This is a genomic window from Streptomyces crystallinus, from assembly GCF_039521265.1.
GTDB classification, from domain to species: domain Bacteria; phylum Actinomycetota; class Actinomycetes; order Streptomycetales; family Streptomycetaceae; genus Streptomyces; species Streptomyces crystallinus.
In genome coordinates this window covers 63,146-89,406 of sequence record NZ_BAAACA010000039.1, presented here as the reverse complement: position 1 = coordinate 89,406, position 26,261 = coordinate 63,146, and the positions used below count along the sequence as shown (strand labels likewise).

Here is a 26,261-nt window from a genome sequence, read left to right as displayed (position 1 = left end):
CGTTGGGTGGGGTGAGAGTCCTGGACCGGGCCCCGGTAGGCAGTAGGCAGTCCGCAGAGACGAGGAAGAAACCCGTGAGCGACGTCCGTAACGTGATCATCATTGGCTCCGGGCCGGCCGGCTACACGGCCGCGCTCTACACCGCGCGTGCGTCGCTTCAGCCGCTGGTGTTCGAGGGCGCCGTCACCGCCGGTGGCGCGCTGATGAACACCACCGAGGTGGAGAACTTCCCCGGCTTCCGCGACGGGATCATGGGCCCCGACCTCATGGACAACATGCGGGCGCAGGCCGAGCGCTTCGGCGCTGAGCTGCTCCCGGACGACGTCGTCTCCGTGGACCTCAGCGGCGAGATCAAGACCGTCACGGACACCGCCGGTACCGTCCACCGCGCCAAGGCCGTGATCGTCACCACCGGCTCCCAGCACCGCAAGCTCGGGCTGCCCAACGAGGACAAGCTCTCCGGCCGCGGTGTCTCGTGGTGCGCCACCTGCGACGGGTTCTTCTTCAAGGACCAGGACATCGCCGTGGTCGGCGGCGGCGACACCGCGATGGAGGAGGCGACCTTCCTCTCGCGCTTCGCCAAGTCGGTCACCATCGTCCACCGCCGTGACAGCCTGCGCGCCTCCAAGGCGATGCAGGAGCGCGCGTTCGCCGACCCGAAGATCAAGTTCGCCTGGGACAGCGAGGTCGCCGAGATCCACGGCGACCAGAAGCTCTCCGGTCTGACCCTGCGCAACACCAAGACCGGCGAGACCTCCGAGCTGGCGGTCACCGGCCTCTTCATCGCCGTGGGCCACGACCCGCGCACCGAGCTCTTCAAGGGCCAGCTCGACCTGGACGACGAGGGCTACCTCAAGGTGGCCGCGCCCTCCACCCGGACCAACCTGACCGGTGTCTTCGGCGCCGGTGACGTGGTGGACCACACCTACCGCCAGGCGATCACCGCCGCCGGTACGGGCTGCTCCGCCGCCCTCGACGCCGAGCGCTTCCTGGCCGCGCTCGCCGACGACGAGAAGGCTGCCGCGGCCGCCGTCTGAGCCCGCTGACTTTCCTTCCCCACCCCCCCTCACCCACACCCCGCAAGGAGGCTGCCGTGGCCGGCACCCTGAAGAACGTGACCGACGCCGACTTCGACGAGGTCGTCCTCAAGAGCGACAAGCCCGTACTGGTCGACTTCTGGGCCGAGTGGTGCGGCCCGTGCCGCCAGATCGCCCCGTCTCTGGAGGCCATCGCGGCGGAGCACGGCGAGCAGATCCAGATCGTCAAGCTCAACATCGACGAGAACCCGGCCACCGCCGCCAAGTACGGCGTCATGTCCATCCCGACGCTGAACGTCTACCAGGGTGGCGAGGTGGCCAAGACCATCGTCGGCGCCAAGCCGAAGGCCGCGCTCCTGCGCGACCTGGACGTCTTCATCGGCGAGTAGCACCGCGCCGCTGTTTCACGTGAAACATCGCAACGGGCCCGGCCCCCTCGGGGGTCGGGCCCGTTCGCGTTTCCGGGCGCCCGACAGCCGCCACGGTCCACGGGTGCCGTGGGTTCTACAGCGGCCGTAGGGCGGGTTCCTTCTGGACGGCTCCCAGCAGCCGGTCCAGTGCCAGCTCGACGTCTTCCTTCCAGGAGAGCGTCGTCCTCAGCTCCAGCCGCAGCCGGGGATGGCGAGGATGCGGCCGTACGGTCTTGAAGCCCACCGCCAGCAGATGGTCGGCGGGCAGTACACACGCGGGCTCGCTCCAGCGGGCGTCCCCGAACGCCTCGATGGCCTTGAAGCCCCGGCGCAGCAGATCCTTGGCGACCGTCTGCACCATCACTCTCCCCAGCCCCTGGCCCTGATACCCGGGCATGATCCAAGCCGTCATCAGCTGCACCGCGTCGGGAGAGACCGGGCTGGTGGGGAAGGCCGTGGAGCGCGGTACATAGGCGGGCGGGGCGTAGAGGACGAAGCCCACCGGCACATCGTCGACGTAGACGACCCGGCCGCAGGAGCCCCATTCCAGGAGCACGGCCGATATCCAGGCTTCCTTTTCGAGCTCGGGCGTCCCCGCCTTTATCGCGGCCTCTCCGCTGACGGGGTCAAGCTCCCAGAAGACACAGGCCCGGCAGCGCTTGGGAAGGTCCGGAAGGTTGTCCAGCGTGAGCGGTACGAGCCGACGCCCCATGAAGGCTGTTCCTCACTTCCCTCGCCGGCCGCCCCTTGGGCGGCTGCCAGTGCACTCCGTTCCCGGAGAAGGCTGCCGACGAAACCGCCGAACGCCCCGAGGCCCAGCCCCGCTGTCACCAGTCGGGTACGGCTCACCGTTCGCATGGCTCCCCGTCCTCCCTCCGAAGTGGCCCAAGGTGGATGTGCCATACCAGAACGCATCGTATCCACCCAACGCCGGTGCGGATACCGCGCAACAGCAAAGGGCGGGCTGTGTTCCCGTATGCATCGGAACACAGCCCGCCCTTCACGACAACTGCCTGGTGCAGCCGGTGAGCAGGTCACCGGATCAGGCTTCGTCGCCCTCCTCGGACTCCTCGGCGAGGCTCTTGTCGAGCACCCGTCCCTCGCCCGGGGCGAGGGTGCCGAGGATCCGGTCCAGATCGTCTATCGACGCGAACTCGACGACGATCTTTCCCTTCTTCTGGCCGAGGTCGACCTTCACCCGCGTCTCGAAGCGGTCCGAGAGCCGGGAGGCCAGATCCGAGAGCGCCGGCGACAGCCGGGCCCCGGCACGCGGGCCCTTCGCCTTGGCGGCGCTCTTGGGCTCCGAGTTCAGCAGGGTCACGATCTCCTCGACCGCCCGCACCGAGAGCCCCTCGGCCACGATGCGGTGCGCCAGCCGGTCCTGCTCGTCCGAGTCGTCGACCGAGAGCAGCGCCCGGGCGTGGCCCGCCGAGAGCACCCCGGCCGCCACCCTGCGCTGGACCGGCGGCGAGAGCCGCAGCAGCCGCAGGGTGTTGGAGACCTGTGGACGCGACCGGCCGATGCGGTCGGCCAGCTGGTCATGGGTGCACTTGAAGTCCCTCAGCAGCTGGTCGTACGCCGCCGCCTCTTCCAGCGGATTGAGCTGGGAGCGGTGCAGGTTCTCCAGGAGCGCGTCCAGAAGCAGCTTGTCGTCGTCCGTGTCCCGCACGATCGCGGGGATGCGCTCCAGGCCCGCCTCACGGCAGGCCCGCCAGCGCCGCTCGCCCATGATCAGCTCGAAGCGGTCAGTAGTCAGCTGCCGTACGACGACGGGCTGGAGCAGGCCGACTGCCTTGATGGAGGTGACGAGCTCGGCGAGGGCGTCCTCGTCGAACACCTCACGCGGCTGGCGCGGGTTGGGCGTGATCGAGTCCAGCGGCAGCTCGGCGAAGTACGCCCCGGCGGGCACCTTCAGCTGCGGCGCCGACGCCTCGGCCGCCTGGACCGGCACCGGTGTTTCACGTGAAACAGGAGCCGCCGGCAGCGTGGCCACCTTCGCCGCCGCCACTCCGCGCTCCGCCGTCATCAGCGGCACCGCCGCCGGGGACGTGGAAGCCGTCCCCACCGAGGGTGCGGACTTCTCCTGTGGGGCAGCGGGGATCAGCGCACCGAGCCCCCGCCCGAGACCTCTACGTCGCTCACTCACTGGATCCCCTCCGACATGCTGTGCTGGTTGTTCTGACTGCCCACGGGCAGGTGCGTCGTCGGGTCGTAGTTGATGCCGACCCCGCGCAGTGCGATCTCGCGGGCGGCTTCGAGATACGAGAGCGAGCCGCTGGAGCCCGGGTCATAGGTGAGCACCGTCTGGCCGTAGCTCGGGGCCTCCGAGATACGGACCGATCGCGGGATGCTCGTCCGCAGAACTTCATGGCCGAAGTGGCTGCGCACCTCGTCGGCCACCTGGGAGGCGAGTCTGGTCCTACCGTCGTACATGGTGAGCAGGATCGTCGACACATGCAGCGCGGGGTTCAGATGCCCCCGCACCAGATCGACGTTCCTCAGCAGCTGCCCCAGCCCCTCCAGCGCGTAGTACTCGCACTGGATGGGGATCAGCACCTCCGCGCCCGCCACGAGCGCGTTGACGGTGAGGAGCCCCAGCGACGGCGGGCAGTCAATCAGGATGTAATCCAGCGGCTGCTCGTACGCCTGGATGGCGCGCTGCAGCCGGCTCTCCCGGGCCACCAGGGACACCAGCTCGATCTCCGCACCGGCCAGGTCGATCGTGGCCGGTGCGCAGAAGAGGCCCTCCACGTCCCGAACCGGCTGGACGACCTCGGAGAGCGGTCTGCTCTCCACCAGGACGTCGTAGATCGAGGGGACCTCGGCGTGGTGGTCTATCCCCAGCGCGGTGGAGGCATTTCCCTGCGGGTCGAGGTCGACCACCAGAACCCGGGCCCCGTGCAGCGCCAAGGAGGCGGCGAGATTGACCGTGGTCGTGGTCTTTCCGACGCCGCCCTTCTGGTTGGCGACCACCATGATGCGTGTCTGATCCGGCCGGGGCAGACCCTCGCCGGCACGGCCGAGAGCTTCCACCGCCAGCTGGGCAGCACGACCGATGGGGGTGTCGTCCATCGGGGGCGGTGTTTCACGTGAAACATCCTCCCCCGCCGACTCGGTACGGGGACCGGGGACCGGATCGGTCATCGGTCCCGCGATGTTGGCGTCGGACCGCAAGGATTCACTCTCCTCGACTTCAGGCTCGCAATGCACAGAGCCTGCCATGCTTTCGGGGTCGTGAACCAGCGAGGCCCGTTCTTCTGTGGATGAATCCACCGTTGTGGACAACTCCGTAGCCCGTGAAGGGGACTCCAGGGCCCCGCCCAAGGGCTTGCGGTCGCGCGGCGCGGCATTACGGCCGCGGCTGATGATTCCATGCAGCAGAGAGCGACGTTTCACGTGAAACACGATGCACGCGCCCTGCGGTCAGATCGTCACGACACTCCGAAATGCGTACCTATCGCGCCTTCTATGGAGCATCCGCCCCCGGACGGGCCCCGCCGGGTCAGCGGCGGCGCCTGGTACGACCGGTCCGGGCGGCCTTGGCACGCTTGGCGGCGAACCGCACACCGCCCGGGCTCTCCCCGACCTCGACCCGCACCACGGTCGACAGCGGGTCCACGATGCCCTCGCCGACATGCAGCACTGAGGTGTTCACCACACCGAGCTTGCTCAGCGCGGCCCGCGCCCCCTGGAGCTCCTCCTCGGCGGTGTCACCCTTGAGCGCCAGCATCTCGCCGTAGGGACGCAGCAGGGGCACGCCCCAGCCGGCCAGCCGGTCCAGCGGCGCCACCGCGCGAGCGGTGACCACATGCACCGGCTGGACCTTGCCCAGCACCTCCTCGGCCCGGCCGCGCACCACGGTCACATGGTCCAGGCCCAGCAGCTCCACGACTTCCTGGAGGAAATTGGTGCGCCGCAGCAGCGGCTCAAGGAGCGTGATCTTCAGGTCCGGGCGCACCAGCGCCAGCGGGATACCGGGCAGGCCTGCGCCGGAGCCGACGTCGCAGACCGTGACGCCCTCCGGAACGACCTCGGAGAGCACGGCGCAATTGAGCAGATGGCGCTCCCAGAGGCGGGGCACCTCGCGAGGACCGATCAGGCCGCGCTTGACTCCCGCGTCCGCGAGCAGCTCGGCGTACCGGACGGCCTCCGGGAAGTACTCGCCGAATACCTCGCGCGCTTCTTCGGGCGCCTGGGGAAGCTCTGCTGCTGCCTCCGTCACGGGGGACCGTCCTTCCGTACCGCGCTTCCCGCGCTGGGGTGGCTGACTATCAGGCTGACAAAGATCGGCCCCGTCTGCGAACAGACGGGGCCGAAACCGGGGATCCGGGGAGGTCCCCCGGGCTCCTCGGCGGAGTACTACGAACCGCTCAGGCGGGGAGCACGACGACGAAGCGCTGCGGCTCCTCGCCCTCGGACTCACTGCGCAGACCGGCGGCGGCGACCGCGTCGTGCACGACCTTGCGCTCGAACGGCGTCATCGGCTGGAGCTTCACCGGCTGGCCGGAGCTCTTGACCTCGTCCGCGGTCTTGGCACCCAGCTCGGCCAGCTCCGTGCGCTTCTTGGCCCGGAAGCCCGCGATGTCGAGCATCAGACGGCTGCGGTCGCCGGTCTCCCGGTGCACGGCCAGTCGCGTCAGCTCCTGCAGCGCCTCCAGCACCTCACCGTCACGGCCGACGAGCTTCTGCAGGTCACGGCTGCCGCCCTCGCTGATGATCGAGACCGCGGCACGGTCCGCCTCGACGTCCATGTCGATGTCGCCGTCCAGGTCGGCGATGTCGAGCAGGCCCTCGAGGTAGTCAGCGGCGATCTCCCCCTCCTGCTCCAGGCGGGACAGGGTGTCGACACCCTCGGCGGCCGGGGTGGTGCCTTCCGTCACGGATGGACTCCTTCTTACTTCTTGGACGGGTGCTTGGGCCGCTGCTGACCCTTGCGCTGTCCGGACTGGGCCTTGCTGCGTGCGGTACCGGAGGCGGGCTTGCCCGCCGTCTTGGACTTGGCGGCCTGCGGCGCGTCCTGCTTCGCCGCGGCGCCCTCGTCCGACGTGCCCTTGTCCAGCGAGGTCTTCGCCGGCTCCTCACCGTCGCCGCCAGCCTGCGCGGCGGTCGCACCGGACTGGCGCTGGGCCTTGGTCATGCGCTTGGGCTGCTGCCGCTTGGGCCCGCTGCCCTCCGCCTCGGCCACGGCCGGGTCGCTCTTCAGCACGGTGCCGTCCGCCTGGGCGGCGAAGCCCTGCTTGGCCAGACCGGTGATGAACTTGCGCTCGTTGTCGTTGCGGTCCGGGCCCTTGGCCACGATCGCCTGGACGACGGCCCGACGGCGCTTGCCCCGCACCTCGCTGTGGGCGGTGACGCTCTTGCTCAGCCGGTCCAGGTAGCTGGCCTGCGCCTTGGAGCCCGGCGTCGGGTTCTGGTTGATCACGTACATCTGCTGGCCCATGGTCCACACGTTGGTGGTCAGCCAGTAGACGAGGACACCGACGGGGAAGTTGATGCCCATCACGGCGAAGATGACCGGGAAGACGTACATCAGCATCTTCTGCTGCTGCATGAACGGCGTCTTCACCGACAGGTCCACGTTCTTCGTCATCAGCTGGCGCTGGGTGAAGAACTGCGACGCGGACATCAGCACGATCATGATCGCGGTGATCACCCGGACGTCGGTGAGCGTGGCGCCGAGGCCCTCGACCTTGCTGGCGCTGTCCGTGAACTTGGCCGCCAGCGGAGCGCCGAAGATGTGCGCCTTCTGGGCGCTCTCCAGCAGCGGCTGGTTGATGACGCCGATGGTCTTGCCGCTCGCGATGCCCGACAGCACGTGGTAGAGCGCGAAGAAGAACGGCGACTGCGCCAGGATGGGAAGGCACGAGGAGAGCGGGTTGGTGCCCGTCTCCTTGTACAGCTTCATCATCTCTTCGGACTGACGCTGCTTGTCGCTCTTGTAGCGCTCCTGGATCGCCTTCATCTTCGGCTGGAGCGCCTGCATGTTCCGAGTCGACTTGATCTGCTTCACGAAGAGCGGGATCAGACAGATCCGGATCAGCACCACCAGGGACACGATGGACAGTCCCCAGGCCCAGCCCGTGTCCGGCCCGAAGATCGCGCCGTACAACTTGTGGAACTGGACGATGACCCAGGAAACAGGCCAGGTGATGAAGCTGAACAGACTGGCAATCGTGTCCACTAATCAGGCTCCTTGAGCATTGGGCGAGGTCTCTGCGGCCGGGCTGGGCTCGGTCTCAGCGGCGGACTGCCCGCCCTTGCTGCCGCGCCAGGCGTTGCGCAGCGCCTCGTGCCATCGAGGGCGCTTGCGTTCGGGGACGTAGTCCACGCCGCCCGGCGACCACGGATTGCACCGCAGAATGCGCCAGGCGGTCAGTGCCGTGCCCTTCACCGCGCCATGCCGGTCAATGGCCGTGAATCCATAGTGGGAACACGACGGGTAGTACCTGCAGACGGGCCCGAGCAGCGGGCTGATCGTCCACTGGTACAACTTGATCAGGGCCAGCAGCGGGTACTTCATCGCGCACCCCCTCCCAGCAGCCGCTGAAGGGCGGCGTCCAGGTCTCGGGCCAGATGTGCATGATCGGCATCACCCGAACCGGGCAATGCTCGTACGACCACCAGGCTACCGGGGGGCAGCTGGGAGAGCCGATCGCGCATCAGGTGGCGAAGCCTGCGCTTCACCAGGTTGCGGACGACCGCCACGCCCACGGCCTTGCTGACGACGAAACCCGCACGCGTCGGGGGAGCGCTCTCCCCAGGCGCGTGCGGGTCCGTTGCACCGCTGCGTAGATGGACGACGAGGAGCGGGCGACCGGCCCGGCGTCCTCGGCGTACCGCGGTCGCGAAGTCTTCGCGCCGCCTCAGCCGATTCTCGGTAGGCAGCACGTCATGACCTGTATGCGATTAGGCGGACAGGCTGGCGCGGCCCTTGCCACGGCGGTTCGCGAGGATGGCGCGGCCGGCACGGGTCCGCATCCGCAGGCGGAAACCGTGGGTCTTGGCACGACGACGGTTGTTCGGCTGGAAGGTGCGCTTGCTCACTCGGGGGCTCCAGAAATGATTCGGTGGTGGCGGGACATCGCCTGGCTGTCACCGTGCGCCCACGAGAAGCTCGCAATACACGAAGCTCGTAATACGCCCGAGTGCACCGCTTCACGATCACAGACCGTGATCTTTGCCCATCGGAGGCAGGCGGCAGCAGCCATCGACAACTCGACCTGGTTACGGTACGCGCGACTACGCCATCCGGTCAAACCAGCGCCATCCCGGGGCCCACTGTGCACAGCCTGTGGACAACAACTTGAACCACGTCAGTCGCCGCGACTACCGTGGCTCGACCCCGAACTCTTTTCCTTTCTGTCCTTGCCTGTCCTTCCATCCCGTCCCGAGAACCACACATTCGTGGGACCTGCGAGAGAGCGTGCCTTGTGGCTGACGTACCTGCCGATCTTGCCGCAGTGTGGCCACGAGTGCTGGAGCAGCTCCTCTCAGAGGGCCAGCAGGGCATCGAGCCCAAGGACAAGCAGTGGATCGAGCGCTGCCAGCCGCTCGCCCTGGTCGCCGACACGGCGCTGCTCGCCGTTCCCAACGAGTGGGGCAAGCGCGTCCTGGAGGGCCGGCTCGCGCCGCTGATCAGCGACACGCTCAGCCGTGAGTGCGGCCGCCCGATCCGGATCGCGATCACCGTCGACGACTCCGTGGGCGAGCCCCCCGGCGCCGGCCCGCAGTCCGCGCCGCCCCAGCAGCAGCCCCCGCGCTACCAGGACGACGCCTACGGCCGCCCGGCCGACGACGGGCTGCCGACCGTGCGCCCGGCCTATCCGGAGTACCAGCAGCCGCGCGCCGAGCCCGGTGCCTGGCCGCGCGCCCAGGAGGACCTGTCCTGGCAGCAGCCGCGCCTGGGCGGCTTCCAGGACCGCGACCCGTACGCGACCGCCCGCCCGCAGCAGCCGCAGCACGACTACCGGCAGCCGCAGATGCCCGAGCGGTCGCAGTACGAGCAGCCGCCGTCGTACGAGCAGCAGGCGCAGCCGTACAAGCCCGAGCGCCACGAGATGCCCGAGCCGCAGGCCCAGCAGCACCACGGCGGCCCGCAGCCGGGCGGCGGCGCCCCGCGTCCGATGGGCGGCCCCTCGTCGTCCTCGGCGGCCCAGCCGGGCGGCCCGGGTGAGCCGCACGCGCGCCTGAACCCCAAGTACCTCTTCGACACGTTCGTCATCGGTTCCTCGAACCGGTTCGCGCACGCGGCGGCGGTGGCCGTCGCCGAGGCGCCGGCCAAGGCGTACAACCCGCTCTTCATCTACGGGGAGTCGGGCCTTGGCAAAACGCATCTGCTGCACGCCATCGGGCACTACGCCCGCAGCCTCTACCCCGGCACGCGCGTGCGGTACGTGAGCTCCGAGGAGTTCACCAACGAGTTCATCAACTCGATCCGCGACGGCAAGGGCGACACCTTCCGCAAGCGGTACCGGGACGTGGACATCCTGCTGGTCGACGACATCCAGTTCCTGGCGAGCAAGGAGTCGACGCAGGAGGAGTTCTTCCACACCTTCAACACGCTCCACAACGCCAACAAGCAGATCGTGCTCTCCTCCGACCGGCCGCCCAAGCAGCTGATGACGCTGGAGGACCGGCTGCGCAACCGGTTCGAGTGGGGTCTGACCACCGATGTGCAGCCGCCCGAGCTGGAGACGCGTATCGCGATCCTCCGTAAGAAGGCGGTGCAGGAGCAGCTCAACGCCCCGCCGGAGGTACTGGAGTTCATCGCGTCCCGGATCTCGCGGAACATCCGTGAGCTGGAGGGCGCGCTGATCCGGGTGACGGCGTTCGCTTCGCTCAACCGGCAGCCGGTGGACCTGGGGCTCACCGAGATCGTGCTGAAGGACCTGATCCCCGGCGGCGAGGACTCGGCGCCCGAGATCACGGCCGGCGCCATCATGGCGGCGACCGCGGACTACTTCGGCCTGACCGTCGAGGACCTGTGCGGATCCTCGCGCAGCCGCGTTCTGGTGACGGCGCGCCAGATCGCCATGTACCTGTGCCGCGAGCTCACCGATCTCTCGCTGCCGAAGATCGGGGCACAGTTCGGCGGGCGCGACCACACCACGGTGATGCACGCCGACCGCAAGATCCGTGCGCTGATGGCCGAGCGGCGCTCCATCTACAACCAGGTCACCGAGCTCACCAACCGCATCAAGAACGGCTGAGCCGACCGCTCACAGAGCCTCACAGGGCGCCCGGGACACCGTCCCGGGCGCCCTTTTCGTCGTCCGTGAGCGTCCGTCCACGCGCGCGTGAGTTGCCGCAGACGGGCTCTTCCGGGACCCGTGAGGCCGTCGTCCCCACCTCTGTGGACGGCCGCCGCGGCCCTCCCGTACGGCTCGCTCCGGCACCCGGTGTTCGAATACGCGCCGGTCAGAGGGGGTTCTCCACAGATCCGGGGACTTTTCCCCGTCCACACCCTGGGGACTGTCCAGTTGTCCAGATTGCTTCCACAGGCTGGGGCCCTGATACTCCATCACCCCAGGTCAGATACTTGTGGATTTGTGTGTGAGCGTGCTCCACAGGCTGTGGACGAAATCTTTGTCCACAGCCTGTGGTCAAAGTTGTCCACCGGCGGCCCACAGGCTGGGGCACGTTGCCCACAGCTTCTCCACAGCGCTGTCCACTGTTCGGCAACGCAACACCCTCCATCACCGGGTCGAGTGAAAGCCGTCACACCAACGAGCCCGGTTGGGCTGTGGGGAACGTGGGTAAAGCTGGGGACAGCTCTGGGGAGAAGTGGGCCCTGCCTGTGCATCGGGTGTGCAGAACTTTCGGGTGTCCACAGAACCAGTGAGTTGTCCACCGGCTCCACCCACAGGCACGGTGGACAAAAAACAGGGTCTGACCAGGGAAAACGGGGTTATCCACGGTTTCCACAGGCCCTACTACTACTCCCACTTAGAGTTAGCTCGGATTTCGCTTCGAAGTGGGGCCTGTGCACAACTCGGCGCCGGTGGCTCCCGGACCTCTCGCCACGACTTGACCCCGACTCGCACCGAGTGTCAGCGGCGTACGTCAGACTGGTCCCCGGCGATACAGCCGACGACGAAGGCCAGCAGGGCGAGCCAGCAACAGCAGGAGGCGGTTCCGGTGAAGATCCGGGTGGAGCGCGATGTTCTCGCGGAGGCGGTGGCGTGGGTGGCCCGCAGCCTCCCGGCCCGTCCGCCCGCGCCCGTGCTCGCGGGCCTTCTTCTGAAGGCGGAGGACGGCGCCCTCAGCTTCTCCAGCTTCGACTACGAGGTCTCGGCGCGGGTCTCGGTCGAGGCCGAGGTCGACGAGGACGGCACGGTGCTCGTCTCCGGCCGCCTGCTCGCCGACATCTGCCGCGCCCTCCCCAACCGTCCGGTGGAGATTTCCACAGACGGTGTACGGGCGACGGTGGTCTGCGGCTCCTCCCGCTTCACCCTCCACACCCTGCCTGTGGAGGAGTACCCGGCGCTGCCGCAGATGCCGACCGCGACCGGCACCGTTCCCGGTGAGGTCTTCGCCTCCGCCGCCGCCCAGGTCGCCATCGCCGCCGGGCGCGACGACACGCTGCCGGTGCTGACGGGCGTGCGGATCGAGATCGAGGGCGACACGGTCACCCTGGCCTCGACCGACCGCTACCGCTTCGCGGTCCGCGAGTTCCTGTGGAAGCCGGAGAACCCGGACGCCTCCGCGGTCGCCCTGGTGCCCGCCAAGACGCTCCTGGACACCGCCAAGGCCCTGACCAGCGGTGACACGGTCACGCTCGCGCTGTCGGGCTCGGGCGCCGGTGAGGGCCTGATCGGCTTCGAGGGCGCCGGCCGGCGCACCACCACCCGCCTGCTCGAAGGCGACCTGCCGAAGTACCGGACGCTGTTCCCCACCGAGTTCAACTCGGTCGCGGTGATCGAGACCGCGCCCTTCGTGGAGGCCGTCAAGCGCGTCTCCCTGGTCGCCGAGCGCAACACGCCGGTCCGCCTCAGCTTCGAGCAGGGCGTGCTCATCCTGGAGGCCGGCTCCAGCGACGACGCACAGGCTGTGGAAAGGGTCGACGCCAACCTGGAGGGCGACGACATCTCGATCGCCTTCAACCCGACCTTCCTGCTCGACGGCCTGAGCGCCATCGACTCCCCGGTCGCCCAGCTCTCCTTCACCACCTCGACCAAGCCGGCGCTGCTGAGCGGCAAGCCCGCGCTCGACGCCGAGGCGGACGACGCGTACAAGTACCTGATCATGCCGGTGCGCCTCTCCGGCTGACCTCGCTGACCTGCGCCGGGGCCGCGTTCGTCTGAGCGGCCGACCCCACAGGTGTGTACCCGTGTCCGGGCGTAGTCTCGGACACGGGTACGAACGCCACAACGTCAAAGGATCATGTGATGGAGCTCGGTCTCGTCGGCCTCGGCAAGATGGGCGGCAACATGCGCGAGCGGATTCGCCGCGCAGGCCACACCGTCATCGGTTACGACCGCAACCCGGACGTCGCCGATGTCCACAGCCTCGAAGAGCTTGTGGGCAAGCTCAAGGGCCCGCGCGTGGTCTGGGTGATGGTCCCGGCCGGCGCCGCGACCCAGTCGACCATCGACGAGCTGGCGGAGCTGCTCTCCCCCGGTGACGTCGTCGTCGACGGCGGCAACTCGCGCTGGACGGACGACGAGAAGCACGCCGTCGAGCTGGGCCTCAAGGGCATCGGCTTCGTCGACTGCGGCGTCTCCGGCGGCGTCTGGGGCCTGGAGAACGGCTACGCGCTGATGTACGGCGGCGACGCCGAGAACGTGGCGAAGGTCCAGCCGGTCTTCGACGCGCTCAAGCCCGAGGGCGAGTTCGGCTCGGTCCACGCGGGCAAGGTCGGCGCCGGCCACTTCGCCAAGATGGTCCACAACGGCATCGAGTACGCGATGATGCAGGCGTACGCCGAGGGCTGGGAGCTCCTGGAGAAGGTCGACTCCGTCACCGACGTGCGCGAGGTCTTCCGCAGCTGGCAGGAGGGCACGGTCATCCGTTCCTGGCTGCTGGACCTGGCGGTCAACGCCCTGGACGAGGACGAGCACCTCGACCAGCTGCGTGGCTTCGCGGCGGACTCCGGCGAGGGCCGGTGGACCGTCGAGGCGGCCATCGACAACGCCGTCCCGCTGCCCGCGATCACCGCGTCGCTGTTCGCGCGGTTCGCCTCCCGGCAGGACGACTCCCCGCAGATGAAGATGATCGCGGCGCTGCGCAACCAGTTCGGCGGCCACGCGGTCGAGTCCAAGAAGTAATCCACAGGCTGTTGGCAGGGCCGGGGGAGGTCGGCGCACCACCATGCACGTCACGCATCTCTCGCTGGCCGACTTCCGCTCGTACGCCCGGGTCGAGGTTCCGCTCGACCCGGGCGTCACCGCGTTCGTGGGGGCCAACGGCCAGGGCAAGACCAATCTCGTCGAGGCCGTCGGCTATCTGGCGACCCTCTGCAGCCACCGGGTCTCCTCGGACGCGCCGCTGGTACGGATGGGCGCCGAGCGCGCCGTCATCCGGGCGGCGGTGACCCAGGGCGAGCGCTCCCAGCTGATCGAGCTGGAGCTCAACCCGGGCCGCGCCAACCGCGCCCGTATCAACCGGTCCTCGCAGGTCAGACCGCGTGACGTGCTGGGGATAGTACGCACGGTGCTCTTCGCGCCGGAGGATCTGGCGCTGGTCAAGGGCGACCCCGGCGAGCGGCGCCGGTTCCTGGACGAGCTGGTCACCGCGCGCTCCCCGCGCATGGCGGCCGTCCGCTCCGACTACGACCGCGTCCTCAAGCAGCGCAACACCCTGCTCAAGTCCGCCGCGATGGCCCGGCGCCACGGCGGCCGCGGCATGGACCTGTCGACGCTCGACGTGTGGGACCAGCATCTGGCGCGCGCCGGGGCGGAGCTGCTCGCCCAGCGGCTCGATCTGATCGCGACCCTCCAGCCGCTCGCCGACAAGGCGTACGAGCAGCTGGCGCCCGGCGGCGGCCCGGTGGCCCTGGAGTACAGGCCGTCGGCGCAGGGCGAGGCCTCCACCCGTGAGGACCTGTACGGGCAGCTGATGGCCGCGCTCGCCGAGGTGCGCAAGCAGGAGATCGAGCGGGGTGTCACGCTGGTCGGGCCGCACCGCGACGACCTGCTGCTCAAGCTCGGCCAGCTCCCGGCCAAGGGCTACGCCAGCCACGGCGAGTCCTGGTCCTACGCGCTGGCGCTGCGGCTCGCCTCGTACGACCTGCTGCGGGCCGAGGGCAACGAGCCGGTGCTGGTCCTGGACGACGTCTTCGCCGAGCTGGACGCCCGGCGCCGCGAACGGCTGGCGGAGCTGGTGGCTCCGGGCGAGCAGGTGCTGGTGACGGCGGCCGTGGACGACGATGTGCCCGGCGTCCTCGCGGGGGCTCGGTACGAGGTCGCCGCGGGAGAGGTGGCGCGGGTATGAGCGAGCACTCCGGTAACGAGACGCCCGCCCCCAAGGTTCCCGAGTCCTCCGGCGTCGACCTCGCGCGCGTGGCGTTGCGCGCCGCCAAGGAGCAGGCCAAGGCGCGGGGCGCCGCCGCACAGCAGAAGAAGCAGGCCCGCCGGGGCGGCGGGCTGCGCTCGGGCGCCCGCGCGGACGGGCGCGACCCGCAGCCGCTGGGCGCCGCCATCAACCGGCTGATCACCGAGCGCGGCTGGGAGACCCCGGCCGCGGTGGGCGGTGTGATGGGCCGCTGGCCGCAGATCGTCGGCGACGACCTGGCCAAGCACTGCGTCCCGCTGCGCTATGACGAGGACCCCGACGAGCGGGTGCTCACGGTGCAGTGCGACTCCACGGCGTGGGCGACGCAGCTGCGACTGCTCGCGCCCCAGCTGGTGGCCCGGCTCAACGCGGACCTGGGGCATGGCACGGTCCGCATGATCAAGGTCCTGGGCCCCGGTGGCCCGCCCACCCGGTACGGGCGCCTGCGGGCCCCGGGGAGCACGGGGCCCGGCGACACATACGGATGAGGCGGGGCGGGGACGCCCTGGTCTCGCCGTCAGCTCGCTGGAAGCCCGCGCGGAAGCGTACGGAGCGGACGCGGGCGCCCGTGGAAGACATGCGTACGCGCGCGTGGAAGACGCCCGCGCACGGTCGGCCGTGCCGCTCCCGCCTGCGAAGACGCAGCCGCGAAGAAGCGGCTGTCGCCCTCTTGGCGAAGCCCGTCGCGCATCAGGAAACCGGGCGGTATGGGTGAGGCGTCCCTCACGGTAGCCGGAGGTTGACAGGCCGAAGCGCTGAATGCCGGTGTGAAGCTCTTAGAGCCCCTGCCCGGATATGGGGAGTCGGCAGCCGCCCGCTCAGGGCGGCACATGCGGACTCAGGTACCGGCAAACCCCCATTCATGTCGGCGCTACCGGTAGACTGGTCAATAATCCCGCCCTCCTCGCGGGACCCACCGAAAGACGCGGTCGGGTGGTGCCCCCCAGGGCACCGGTCGGCGCTGACCATCGCTGAACGACACAGCTGCTCCTGTCTGCCCAGGGGAAGGCTGTGCTGTGCCAGAAAGGGCGCTTCGTGGCCGATTCCGGCAACCCCAACGAGAACACCCCGTCCACTGTCGTCGGCGAGAACGGCGAGGTCACCTCCTCGTACGACGCCAGCGCGATCACCGTCCTCGAAGGCCTGGACGCGGTCCGTAAGCGACCTGGCATGTACATCGGCTCGACCGGTGAGCGTGGTCTGCACCACATGGTGCAGGAAGTCGTGGACAACTCCGTCGACGAGGCCCTGGCCGGTCACGCGGACACGATCGACGTGACGATCCTGGCCGACGGCGGCGTCCGTGTGATCGACAACGGCCGTGGCATCCCCGTGGGCATCCACCCGGTGGAGAAGAAGCCGGCCGTGGAGGTCGTGCTCACCGTGTTGCACGCGGGCGGCAAGTTCGGCGGTGGTGGCTACGCCGTCTCCGGCGGTCTGCACGGTGTCGGTGTCTCCGTCGTGAACGCGCTCTCGACCAAGCTCGCCGTCGAGATCAAGACGGACGGCTACCGCTGGACGCAGGAGTACAAGGGGGGCGCCCCGACCGCGCCGCTCGAGCGGCACGAGGCCACGGACGAGACGGGCACCTCGGTCACCTTCTGGGCCGACGGCGACATCTTCGAGACGACCGAGTACTCCTTCGAGACGCTGTCGCGGCGCTTCCAGGAGATGGCCTTCCTCAACAAGGGCCTGTCGATCCAGCTGACCGACGAGCGCGAGTCGGCGAAGGCCACCGCGGGCGCGGACACCGTCGAGGAAGCGGACGAAGAGCAGGTCCGTACGGTCAAGTACTACTACGAGGGCGGCATCGTCGACTTCGTGAAGTACCTCAACTCGCGCAAGGGCGAGCTGATCCACCCGACCGTGATCGACGTGGAGGCCGAGGACAAGGAGCGCATGCTCTCGGCCGAGATCGCGATGCAGTGGAACTCTCAGTACAGCGAGGGCGTTTACTCCTTTGCGAACACCATCCACACGCACGAGGGGGGTACGCATGAGGAGGGTTTCCGCGCCGCGCTCACGGGCCTGGTCAACCGGTACGCCCGCGACAAGAAGCTGCTGCGCGAGAAGGACGACAACCTCTCCGGCGAGGATATCCGCGAGGGTCTGACGGCGATCATCTCCGTCAAGCTGGGCGAGCCGCAGTTCGAGGGCCAGACCAAGACCAAGCTGGGCAACACCGAGGCGAAGACGTTCGTCCAGAAGGTGGTGCACGAGCACCTGACCGACTGGTTCGACCGGAACCCCAACGAGGCCGCGGACATCATCCGCAAGGCGATCCAGGCGCAGACGGCCCGGGTCGCCGCCCGCAAGGCGCGCGACCTGACCCGCCGCAAGGGTCTGCTGGAGAGCGCCTCGCTGCCCGGCAAGCTCTCGGACTGCCAGTCCAACGACCCGACGAAGTGCGAGATCTTCATCGTCGAGGGTGACTCCGCCGGTGGTTCGGCGAAGTCCGGCCGCAACCCGATGTACCAGGCCATCCTGCCGATCCGCGGCAAGATCCTGAACGTCGAGAAGGCCCGAATCGACAAGATCCTGCAGAACACCGAGGTCCAGGCGCTGATCTCGGCCTTCGGCACCGGAGTCCACGAGGACTTCGACATCGAGAAGCTCCGCTATCACAAGATCATCCTGATGGCGGACGCCGATGTCGACGGCCAGCACATCAACACCCTGCTGCTGACCTTCCTCTTCCGCTTCATGCGGCCGCTGGTCGAGGCCGGGCACGTGTATCTGTCGCGCCCGCCGCTCTACAAGATCAAGTGGGGCCGGGACGACTTCGAGTACGCGTACTCGGACCGTGAGCGCGACGCCCTGGTGGAGCTCGGCAAGCAGAACGGCAAGCGGATCCGCGAGGACTCGATCCAGCGCTTCAAGGGTCTGGGCGAGATGAACGCCGAGGAACTGCGCGTCACCACCATGGACGTCGACCACCGCGTGCTCGGCCAGGTCACCCTGGACGACGCGGCCCAGGCCGACGACCTGTTCTCGGTGCTGATGGGCGAGGACGTCGAGGCACGGCGCTCGTTCATCCAGCGCAACGCCAAGGACGTCCGCTTCCTCGACATCTGAGTCGGTCCGTCGCTGACCGCTTCGAAAGGACTTGAGAACCAGCAATGGCCGACGAGAACACTCCCGCGACCACTGAACCCACCGAGGAAGAACCTGTCCTGCGCATCGAGCCCGTCGGGCTCGAGACGGAGATGCAGCGCTCCTACCTCGACTACGCGATGTCCGTCATCGTCTCGCGCGCGCTGCCGGACGTACGGGACGGCCTGAAGCCCGTCCACCGCCGTGTGCTGTACGCGATGTACGACGGCGGCTACCGGCCCGAGAAGGGCTTCTACAAGTGCGCCCGCGTCGTCGGCGACGTCATGGGTACATACCACCCGCACGGCGACTCCTCGATCTACGACGCGCTCGTCCGCCTCGCCCAGCCCTGGTCGATGCGGATGCCGCTGGTGGACTCCAACGGCAACTTCGGTTCCCCGGGCAACGACCCGGCCGCCGCCATGCGGTACACCGAGTGCAAGATGATGCCGCTGTCCATGGAGATGGTCCGCGACATCGACGAGGAGACCGTCGACTTCCAGGACAACTACGACGGCCGCAACCAGGAGCCGACGGTCCTGCCGGCGCGCATCCCGAACCTGCTGGTCAACGGCTCCGCCGGTATCGCCGTCGGTATGGCCACCAACATCCCGCCGCACAACCTGCGCGAGGTCGCGGACGGCGCCCAGTGGTTCCTGTCGCACCCCGAGGCCTCGCACGAGGAGCTCCTGGACGCGCTGATCGAGCGCATCAAGGGCCCCGACTTCCCGACCGGCGCCCTCGTCGTCGGCCGCAAGGGCATCGAGGAGGCGTACCGCACCGGGCGCGGCTCGATCACCATGCGCGCGGTGGTCGCGGTGGAGGAGATCCAGAACCGCCAGTGCCTGGTGGTCACCGAGCTTCCGTACCAGGTCAACCCCGACAACCTGGCCCAGAAGATCGCCGACCTGGTGAAGGACGGCAAGGTCGGCGGCATCGCCGACGTCCGGGACGAGACCAGCTCCCGTACCGGCCAGCGCCTGGTCATCGTGCTCAAGCGCGACGCCGTCGCCAAGGTCGTCCTCAACAACCTGTACAAGCACACCGACCTCCAGACGAACTTCGGCGCCAACATGCTGGCGCTCGTCGACGGCGTGCCGCGCACGCTCTCGCTGGACGCGTTCATCCGCCACTGGGTGACGCACCAGATCGAGGTCATCGTCCGGCGCACCAGGTTCCGGCTGCGCAAGGCCGAGGAGCGGGCCCACATCCTGCGCGGTCTGCTCAAGGCGCTGGACGCCATCGACGAGGTCATCGCGCTGATCCGGCGCAGCGACACCGTCGAGGTCGCGCGCGAGGGCCTGATGGGCCTGCTCTCCATCGACGAGATCCAGGCCAACGCGATTCTGGAGATGCAGCTCCGCCGGCTCGCCGCCCTGGAGCGCCAGAAGATCGTCGCCGAGCACGACGAGCTCCAGGCGAAGATCAACGAGTACAACGCGATCCTCGCCTCGCCCGAGCGCCAGCGCCAGATCATCAGCGAGGAGCTGGCCGCGATCGTCGAGAAGTTCGGCGACGACCGGCGCTCCAAGCTGGTGCCCTTCGACGGTGACATGTCCATCGAGGACCTGATCGCCGAAGAGGACATCGTCGTCACCATCACCAACGGCGGCTACGTCAAGCGCACCAAGACCGAGGACTACCGGTCGCAGAAGCGCGGCGGCAAGGGCGTACGGGGCACCAAGCTGAAGCAGGACGACATCGTCGACCACTTCTTCGTCTCCACCACGCACCACTGGCTGCTGTTCTTCACCAACAAGGGCCGGGTCTACCGGGCCAAGGCGTACGAGCTGCCGGACGCCGGCCGGGACGCGCGCGGCCAGCACGTGGCGAACCTGCTCGCCTTCCAGCCGGACGAGAAGATCGCCCAGATCCTCGCCATCCGCGACTACGAGGCGGCGCCCTATCTGATCCTGGCCACCAAGGGCGGCCTGGTGAAGAAGACCTCGCTCAAGGACTACGACTCGCCCCGTTCGGGTGGTGTCATCGCCATCAACCTGCGCGAGACCGCGGACGGCAGCGACGACGAACTCATCGGCGCCGAGCTGGTGTCGGCCGAGGACGATCTGCTGCTCGTCAGCAAGAAGGCGCAGTCCATCCGCTTCACGGCGACGGACGACGCGCTGCGCCCGATGGGCCGCGCCACCTCCGGCGTCAAGGGGATGAGTTTCCGCGAGGGCGACGAGCTGCTCTCGATGAATGTCGTCCGGCCCGGTACTTTCGTGTTCACCGCCACCGACGGCGGGTACGCGAAGCGGACCCCCGTCGACGAGTACCGCGTCCAGGGTCGCGGTGGCCTCGGTATCAAGGCCGCCAAGATCGTCGAGGACCGGGGCTCGCTGGTCGGCGCGCTGGTGGTCGAGGAGACGGACGAAATCCTCGCCATCACGCTCGGCGGTGGTGTGATTCGTACGCGAGTCAACGAGGTCAGGGAGACGGGCCGTGACACCATGGGCGTCCAACTGATCAACCTGGGCAAGCGCGATGCCGTCGTCGGTATCGCTCGTAACGCCGAGGCCGGTCGCGAGGCTGAAGAGGTCGACGGTCCCGAAGGGACCGAGATCGACACGGCCGAGGGCGAGTCTGCCGAGGCCGCAGTCGAGGGCATCGAGCCCTCGGCCGGGGAGCACGAGGAGTAAAGCGTGAGTGGAGCCACGGGCGCCGGATCGGCCGCTTCCGGAGCGAAGGGTGCCCGTGGCCCCGCCGCGGAGTCCCAGGGGGTAACGGTGACCGACACCCGCGGGCCGGAGGCCCGGTCCGAGTACGGGGCGCTGCCCGGCGAGCGCGAGGCCGCCTCGGGCCCGGGGCAGCCGTACCACCCGCCGCAGGCCTACCCGACGTCCCAGAACGGGACGCAGGGCGGCCAGCAGCGCGGCGGCGGCCCCGCCGTCCGCCGCCCCCGCACGGGGGCGCGTACGACGCCGCGCACCCGCAAGGCACGGCTGCGGGTGGCCAAGGCCGACCCCTGGTCGGTGATGAAGGTCAGCTTCCTGCTCTCCATCGCGCTCGGTGTGTGCACGGTGGTGGCGTCGGCGGTGCTGTGGATGGTCATGGACGCCATGGGTGTCTTCTCGTCCGTGGGCGGGACCATCAGCGAGGCCACCGGCTCCAACGAGTCGAACGGCTTCGACCTCCAGTCCTTCCTGTCGCTGCCGCGCGTGCTGATCTTCACCTCGGTGATCGCGGTCATCGACGTGGTGCTCGCCACCGCGCTGGCCACGCTCGGCGCGTTCATCTACAACCTGTCGGCGGGCTTCGTGGGCGGCATCGAGCTCACGCTGGCGGAGGACGAGTAAAGCGCGGGTCGCCGCAGGTAGGACCTGGGGCGGCCATCGATTTTGGGACTGGCCCCCACGTGCGCTAATCTTCAGAGGTCAGCGCGCGGGGGACACCCCGCAGAGCGCGGCGGGGCTATAGCTCAGTTGGTTAGAGCGCATCCCTGATAAGGATGAGGCCACAGGTTCAAATCCTGTTAGCCCCACAGTGCAGAAGGTCCCCGGACGATCCGTCCGGGGACCTTTTCGTTGTGCGCGCTTGTCTTCCTTGTGCGTGCGGCTTGTTGTGTTCGGCTTGCTCGGCTTGCTGTGCGTGGCTCGTTGTACGGGGAGGTTCGGCGGGCGGCCTGGAGGGGTGCGTCCTTGGCGTACGGGGTGCGTCCTTCGCGTACGTACTACGTACGTACGCACACGAAGAAGCCCGGCGACTCGGGGGAGTCGCCGGGCTCGTGGTTCGCGGGCTCGGGCAGAGCCGGGAGGGAGGGGTCAGGAGGAGGGCGGCGGGGCCTCGTCGTCCAGGGCGGGGGCCTGTGCCGTGTCGTCGGAATCCGTGGACTGCGCGCCGTCGCCGGCTTCGTTCTCGTCGTACCCGGTGGGCAGATGCCGGGTGGAGGGCGAGGACCCGTGGGCCTCGGCGCGGATGCGCTGCTTCATCGTGGGCGGCAGCGCGGAGGCGCTGGGCAGGGCCCATCGCACGTTCGGCGTCTCGGGAGCCGCGCTCACGCTCAGGTGGCGGGCGGCGCCCTGCTGGGGTACGGAAGCGGCGGCGGTGGCCTGACCGGCCAGACCGAAGAAGGCGAACAGGGCGGCGAACGCGCCGATGAGTGCGGTCCACCAGGTCGTGAGCTTGCTGTTTGCCATGACGTCCTCGCTTCTGTGCCGTTCCGGGTTGCCCGATTTGCGATGTACCTCATGATGTGTACGGGCGGCTGAGAGCGAGGGTGCGACGCACCGCTATGGGCGGATCTTCCGATGAACTGCACTCGGATGGAGCATCACCGATTGATATCGATCGGTGTGTATAGTCGGGCGACAGAGGTCCCTTACGTCAAGGAAAGACGAGGTCGCGCGGTGAAGAAGCTCCTCCTGGTCGCACTGGCCGCCATCGGCGGGCTCCTCGTGTACCGCCAGATCCAGGCGGATCGCGCCGAGCAGGACCTGTGGACGGAGGCGACCGACTCCGTGCCCGCAGGTTCGGGTGTGTGAGCCCCACAGAGTCCAGTTGCAGAGCCCCGGCCGCCGACGCGACCGGGGCTCTGTGCTGTCATGTGCCCGGGGCAGTCGACCCCACGGGTTCACCTGCGCAAATCAATGGCTTGCGGAAGCAAAATTGAAGGGGGCGCGGCGGCATGACGAACCAGCGTGGGAAGGTCCGGGCCCTGGCCGTCATGGCCGCGCTGTGCACGCTGACGGCCCTTTCGGGTCAGGGGGCGCGGGCCGCGAACGGGCCGCAGCTGCACCGCCCGTCGCGCGCTGAGAGCCCCTACCGCTACGACCCCCACGCCCAGCCGGTCACCGGTGCCGCCACCGGCCAGGACGCGCCCCGGCTGGCCGCCGGAACGGTGTACCGATCGGCCGTCGGCCCTGGCGCGAAGGCGTACTTCCAGGTCGATCTGGGCGGCTCCGGAGACGCCTATGTCTCGGCCGTGGCCGTGCCGAAACCGGACGCCGTGGTCGCGTTCGGCGACGGCATCGAGCTGACGCTCCAGGACCGCGACGGCAACACCTGCGACACCGGCCGCGCGGCCTTCGGCCCTGCCGAGTACGCCAGGCCGATCGCCGCGTACGTCTCTCGGGGTCTGGCCGCGAACCGGACGTCCTGTCAGGCGGCGGGCACCTACTACGTGTTGGTCCAGCGGATCGGGGACGGTGCCTCGGCGCCCGGCGCGTGGGGGCTCGAACTGCGGTACGCGAAGGAGCCGGGGCTCAGGGCCGACGAGGCGACGACCGCGCCCACCCGCTGGCCCACGGCCTCACCGCCCGCGCCCTCCTCGGCGGCGCGCACGGCACACGGCGGCACGGGCTTCGCCGACGCGCCCCGGCTGGCCGGCGGCGCCTGGCGCGACACGCTGCGCCCGGGCAGCACGCTCTTCTACCGCGTCCCGGTCGGCTGGGGACAGCAGATCTTCGCCGGCGCCGAACTGGGCCGGGCGGGCCGGAGCGGATACGTGGCCCAGGCCATCGACCTCCAGCTCTACAACCCGGCGCTCGGCCCGGTTGCTGACGTGTACACGGGGTACGACGGGACCCCTGCTTCCGTCGCCTTCCAGCCGCTCCCGGCGGTGGACTACCGGAACCGCCACTCCACTTCGGCCCAGGTCGGCGCGCTGCGCTTCGACGGCGACTACTACCTCGCGCTCAGCCTCAGCCCCAAGGTCGCCCGGACGCTCGGCGCGGGGGCGTATCCCGTGACAATTCGGCTGGGCGTGCGCGGGAAGGCAGGGCCGGCGCCCGCGTACGACGGGGCCGCACCCGACTTCGCGTCCAGCGGCCGGACCAGCGCCCCTACCCCGGGTGCGGTGGGCCCGTCCCGACACGACGGCGGCTCGACGGGGATGCGGCTGCTCGCGGCGGGCGGGATCGGCACGGGGACGCTGCTGGTGCTGTGGCTGGGGGTACGGACGCTGGTGGCGCGGCGGCGGGCGGGGGCGGTGGGGTAGGGCGGGGTAGGGCTGAGTGCCCGAATTCCTGGCCGGAGGTCGGGAAATCGCCTGCTCCGGGCATGGCCTGCTCGACGTTGCCGGTCCGGAATCGCCCGCTCAGACCTGGCTGAGTGCCCAGAAGCCGACGGCGAAGCAGAGCAGGGCGATGATCAGCACCGGGACCGTCACCTTCGGGGGCGGTCCCGGCCGTTTGTGGCGGGCGGCGGGTCCGGAAGCCGGGGGCTCAACAGGTCCGGGAGCCGGGGACGAGGCCGCTCCGGACATCGGGGGCTCTACAGGCCCGGAAACCGGTGGCGCGGGAGTGGGAACCTGCGCGCTTCGGCCGGTGTACCTCTTAGTGACAGGGGTGGGTGTGTACGAGGGCGGATAGGGGGGCGGGATCGGATGGAATCCGTCGGCTGTGGGTGGCGTGGGCAACTGGTGCGCGGGAAACGGGCGTTGCGGCTCCTGCCGCGCCTGCTCGCGCCACCCTGCCTGCTCGTGCTCCTGCTCCTGTTCCTTTTCCCGCTGCTCCTGCGAGGGGGACGAGGCAGGTGCCGGACGCTGGTGCTGTGGCGTCCCGGACGACGGCGTGTGCCGCAGCACCGGCGGAAGGTCCCGTGGCACGAACCCTTCCGGCAGCGGCCCCACCTGGTCGAAGACCTCGACCGGCTCCTCGTCCGGCGAGACGTCCGGCAGCAGCTCGACGGCCGAGGCGAGCGCCTTGCGCGCCCCCGTGGCCGTCCGGAAGCGGACGTGCGGGTCCGGCTGCAACAGACCCGCCAGAACCTGCCACAGCGGCTCCGGGACGCCCTGTGGCGCCCCGGGAGTGCCATGGGCGGTGAAGTACTCCACCAGGGCCCGGGCGTCCGGCTTCTGACCCTCCAGCAGATACAGCGCGACCAGTCCGACCGCGAACAGATCGGAGGGGAAGTCGGGGTCCGCGCCCATGATCTGCTCGGGCGCGAAGTACCCGGGAGTCCCCATCACGTAATTCGTCTCGGTGAGCCGCGGCTCGCCCTTGCGCATCGCGATGCCGAAGTCGGACAGCCGCAGATGCGGCCGCCCGGTGCCGGTGGCCTCCAGGAGGATGTTGGCCGGCTTGATGTCGCGGTGCACGACCCCCTCGGCGTGCACCGCGGCGAGACCGGCCAGCAGCTGGTCGAGGAGCACGCTGACGAACCGGGGTGGCAGCGGCCCGTAGTCCCCGATCAGATGGGCCAGCGAGCCGCCGGTCACCAGGTCCATGGTGAACAGGACCTTGTCGTCGTCGGCCGCCCAGCTCGCGGGGGCCAGCACATGAGGGTGGTCGATCCTCAGCGCCTGCTCGCGGACGAAGCGCAGCAGGGTGTGCGCGTCGCTCTGCTGGAGGACCTTCGCCGCCACACAGCGGCGGCGGCGGTGGTCCCAGGCGCGCCAGACGGCGCCGACGCCACCGCGGCCGATCGGGTCGATGAGTTCGTACCGACCGGCGAAGACCTCACCCACCTGGCATCCCCGCCCCCATGGCCGTCAGCTCTGGTGCGCCTCGTAGTGGGCGACCGCCTCGGCGGTGCGTCCGGCGCCGTACACCCGGAGGAACTCTGCCAGCTCGGGGTGGGCCGGGGCGAGGGTGTCGGCTGCGTCGATGATGTCCCCGGCGGCCGCGACCGAGCGCAGCAGCGACTGGATCTCGCGCACCACGCGGCGCACGGTCGGCGCGCCCGAACTGGTCGTGGTCTGGCCGGTGTTGGTGAGGACCGAGCCGCCCTGGGACTTCTTGATCTCGTCCATCCGGTCGGTGGCCTCGGCGGCGCTGACGCTGCCGTCGGCGACCTGCCCGGCCAGGTCCTGGAGGGCCTGGACGCGCTGGACGACGGCCGGGTTGCCGATCTTGGCGCGCTGACCGCTCATCAGCTGGGACAGCATGGGGGCCGACAGGCCGAGGACGGCGGCGAGCCTGGCCTGGTTCAGGCCCAGGTCGTCTATCAGCCGGCGGAAGAGCGCCCCCAGCGGCTCCCCGTACCAGCTCCGCTGAAGCTCCCTCGCTCTTGCGGTCGCTTCTTGCTGCGTTGCGTCCATTGCGCGTCTCCCCATCGCTTCCCCATTGAGGCGCTTCGCTGTCGCGAACCCCGACGAGCATCTTACGGAGAGTGGTCGCCCACCGGGAGTCCCAATCCTTTTGCGGGATACCCGTCTCCACCCGGTACTCTGGTCTGCGCATCACCTTTCCGGGGCCTTAGCTCAGTTGGTAGAGCGCTGTCTTTGCATGGCAGATGTCAGGGGTTCGACTCCCCTAGGCTCCACAGCACGACGACGGCGGGTGCCGTGGAC

The 26,261-nt window shown here is 69.3% G+C and carries 24 protein-coding genes and 2 tRNA genes; 14 read left to right on the top strand and 12 right to left on the bottom strand.

From position 1 onward, the window contains the following. Positions 1-74: 74 nt before the first annotated feature. Both trxB and trxA read left to right on the top strand, forming a co-directional pair. Complete coding sequence (gene trxB, locus ABD236_RS27725; RefSeq protein ID WP_344078162.1) at positions 75-1,037, top strand: thioredoxin-disulfide reductase; 963 nt, start codon at positions 75-77, stop codon at positions 1,035-1,037. A 56-nt stretch (positions 1,038-1,093) separates the two neighbouring features. Then, on the top strand, positions 1,094-1,426 hold the full coding sequence (trxA, locus tag ABD236_RS27720; RefSeq protein WP_344078159.1) for a thioredoxin: 333 nt from the start codon (positions 1,094-1,096) through the stop codon (positions 1,424-1,426). Between the two features lie 115 nt (positions 1,427-1,541). On the opposite strand, the gene ABD236_RS27715 is transcribed toward trxA, so the two are convergent. The 9 genes from ABD236_RS27715 to rpmH all read right to left on the bottom strand — a co-directional run bounded on the left by ABD236_RS27715 (position 1,542) and on the right by rpmH (position 8,491). Continuing rightward, positions 1,542-2,159: a GNAT family N-acetyltransferase gene (locus ABD236_RS27715; protein ID WP_344078157.1), complete on the bottom strand. Its 618-nt coding sequence runs from the start codon at positions 2,157-2,159 to the stop codon at positions 1,542-1,544. Positions 2,160-2,489: 330 nt separating this feature from the next. Beyond that, a complete protein-coding gene (locus ABD236_RS27710; RefSeq protein WP_344078154.1) occupies positions 2,490-3,593 on the bottom strand; it encodes a ParB/RepB/Spo0J family partition protein in 1,104 nt (367 codons plus the stop codon). Further along, positions 3,590-4,669 (bottom strand): ParA family protein, encoded by a 1,080-nt coding sequence (locus tag ABD236_RS27705; protein ID WP_344078152.1) that lies wholly within the window; start codon positions 4,667-4,669, stop codon positions 3,590-3,592. Before ABD236_RS27705 ends, ABD236_RS27710 begins: the two co-directional genes overlap by 4 nt. Before the next feature lie 280 nt (positions 4,670-4,949). Then, positions 4,950-5,669, bottom strand: a complete 720-nt coding sequence (gene rsmG, locus ABD236_RS27700; RefSeq protein ID WP_344078150.1) for a 16S rRNA (guanine(527)-N(7))-methyltransferase RsmG — start codon at positions 5,667-5,669, stop codon at positions 4,950-4,952. A gap of 148 nt (positions 5,670-5,817) precedes the next feature. After that, entirely contained in the window at positions 5,818-6,327 is a 510-nt protein-coding gene (locus ABD236_RS27695; protein WP_344078148.1) for a Jag family protein, read from the bottom strand. Positions 6,328-6,341: 14 nt separating this feature from the next. Beyond that, positions 6,342-7,628 carry a membrane protein insertase YidC gene (gene yidC / locus ABD236_RS27690; protein ID WP_344078146.1) on the bottom strand — a complete coding sequence of 429 codons (1,287 nt, stop codon included), beginning with the start codon at positions 7,626-7,628 and terminating at the stop codon, positions 6,342-6,344. A 3-nt stretch (positions 7,629-7,631) separates the two neighbouring features. After that, on the bottom strand, positions 7,632-7,967 hold the full coding sequence (yidD, locus tag ABD236_RS27685) for a membrane protein insertion efficiency factor YidD (protein WP_067162142.1): 336 nt from the start codon (positions 7,965-7,967) through the stop codon (positions 7,632-7,634). Continuing rightward, complete coding sequence (gene rnpA, locus ABD236_RS27680) at positions 7,964-8,335, bottom strand: ribonuclease P protein component (RefSeq protein WP_344078143.1); 372 nt, start codon at positions 8,333-8,335, stop codon at positions 7,964-7,966. The genes yidD and rnpA overlap by 4 nt, the downstream gene beginning before the upstream one ends. An 18-nt stretch (positions 8,336-8,353) precedes the next feature. Continuing rightward, on the bottom strand, positions 8,354-8,491 hold the full coding sequence (gene rpmH / locus ABD236_RS27675) for a 50S ribosomal protein L34 (protein WP_006381191.1): 138 nt from the start codon (positions 8,489-8,491) through the stop codon (positions 8,354-8,356). A gap of 386 nt (positions 8,492-8,877) precedes the next feature. Between rpmH and dnaA the strand changes: the two genes are divergently transcribed. The 9 genes from dnaA to ABD236_RS27630 all read left to right on the top strand — a co-directional run bounded on the left by dnaA (position 8,878) and on the right by ABD236_RS27630 (position 21,512). Then, complete coding sequence (dnaA, locus tag ABD236_RS27670; protein ID WP_344078140.1) at positions 8,878-10,656, top strand: chromosomal replication initiator protein DnaA; 1,779 nt, start codon at positions 8,878-8,880, stop codon at positions 10,654-10,656. A 928-nt stretch (positions 10,657-11,584) separates the two neighbouring features. Further along, positions 11,585-12,715 carry a DNA polymerase III subunit beta gene (gene dnaN / locus ABD236_RS27665; RefSeq protein WP_101389151.1) on the top strand — a complete coding sequence of 377 codons (1,131 nt, stop codon included), beginning with the start codon at positions 11,585-11,587 and terminating at the stop codon, positions 12,713-12,715. Positions 12,716-12,834: 119 nt separating this feature from the next. Beyond that, on the top strand, positions 12,835-13,713 hold the full coding sequence (gene gnd / locus ABD236_RS27660; RefSeq protein WP_067162137.1) for a phosphogluconate dehydrogenase (NAD(+)-dependent, decarboxylating): 879 nt from the start codon (positions 12,835-12,837) through the stop codon (positions 13,711-13,713). Between the two features lie 43 nt (positions 13,714-13,756). Then, positions 13,757-14,878 carry a DNA replication/repair protein RecF gene (recF, locus tag ABD236_RS27655; protein WP_344078135.1) on the top strand — a complete coding sequence of 374 codons (1,122 nt, stop codon included), beginning with the start codon at positions 13,757-13,759 and terminating at the stop codon, positions 14,876-14,878. Further along, positions 14,875-15,426, top strand: a complete 552-nt coding sequence (locus ABD236_RS27650) for a DciA family protein (RefSeq protein ID WP_283142577.1) — start codon at positions 14,875-14,877, stop codon at positions 15,424-15,426. Before recF ends, ABD236_RS27650 begins: the two co-directional genes overlap by 4 nt. A 523-nt stretch (positions 15,427-15,949) precedes the next feature. Further along, positions 15,950-18,013 carry a DNA topoisomerase (ATP-hydrolyzing) subunit B gene (gene gyrB, locus ABD236_RS27645; protein ID WP_344078131.1) on the top strand — a complete coding sequence of 688 codons (2,064 nt, stop codon included), beginning with the start codon at positions 15,950-15,952 and terminating at the stop codon, positions 18,011-18,013. 44 nt (positions 18,014-18,057) lie between these two features. Continuing rightward, positions 18,058-20,670 carry a DNA gyrase subunit A gene (gene gyrA / locus ABD236_RS27640; protein WP_344078129.1) on the top strand — a complete coding sequence of 871 codons (2,613 nt, stop codon included), beginning with the start codon at positions 18,058-18,060 and terminating at the stop codon, positions 20,668-20,670. A gap of 87 nt (positions 20,671-20,757) precedes the next feature. Then, entirely contained in the window at positions 20,758-21,327 is a 570-nt protein-coding gene (locus ABD236_RS27635; protein ID WP_344078127.1) for a DUF3566 domain-containing protein, read from the top strand. A 111-nt stretch (positions 21,328-21,438) separates the two neighbouring features. Next, positions 21,439-21,512 (top strand) — tRNA-Ile (locus ABD236_RS27630). Positions 21,513-21,792: 280 nt separating this feature from the next. On the opposite strand, the gene ABD236_RS27625 is transcribed toward ABD236_RS27630, so the two are convergent. After that, positions 21,793-22,167 (bottom strand): DUF6344 domain-containing protein, encoded by a 375-nt coding sequence (locus ABD236_RS27625; protein ID WP_344078125.1) that lies wholly within the window; start codon positions 22,165-22,167, stop codon positions 21,793-21,795. 210 nt (positions 22,168-22,377) lie between these two features. Between ABD236_RS27625 and ABD236_RS27620 the strand changes: the two genes are divergently transcribed. Continuing rightward, entirely contained in the window at positions 22,378-22,512 is a 135-nt protein-coding gene (locus tag ABD236_RS27620) for a DLW-39 family protein (protein WP_003958712.1), read from the top strand. Between the two features lie 143 nt (positions 22,513-22,655). Then, entirely contained in the window at positions 22,656-23,966 is a 1,311-nt protein-coding gene (locus tag ABD236_RS27615) for a hypothetical protein (protein ID WP_344078123.1), read from the top strand. 99 nt (positions 23,967-24,065) lie between these two features. On the opposite strand, the gene ABD236_RS27610 is transcribed toward ABD236_RS27615, so the two are convergent. Together ABD236_RS27610 and ABD236_RS27605 are read right to left on the bottom strand one after the other, a co-directional pair. Next, on the bottom strand, positions 24,066-25,436 hold the full coding sequence (locus tag ABD236_RS27610; protein ID WP_344078121.1) for a serine/threonine-protein kinase: 1,371 nt from the start codon (positions 25,434-25,436) through the stop codon (positions 24,066-24,068). Positions 25,437-25,460: 24 nt separating this feature from the next. Then, positions 25,461-26,009, bottom strand: coding sequence for a helix-turn-helix domain-containing protein (locus tag ABD236_RS27605; protein WP_101389140.1), 549 nt, complete (start codon positions 26,007-26,009; stop codon positions 25,461-25,463). Between the two features lie 151 nt (positions 26,010-26,160). On the opposite strand from ABD236_RS27605, the gene ABD236_RS27600 reads away from it, so the two are divergent. After that, a tRNA-Ala gene (locus ABD236_RS27600) sits at positions 26,161-26,233 on the top strand. Positions 26,234-26,261 lie beyond the last annotated feature (28 nt).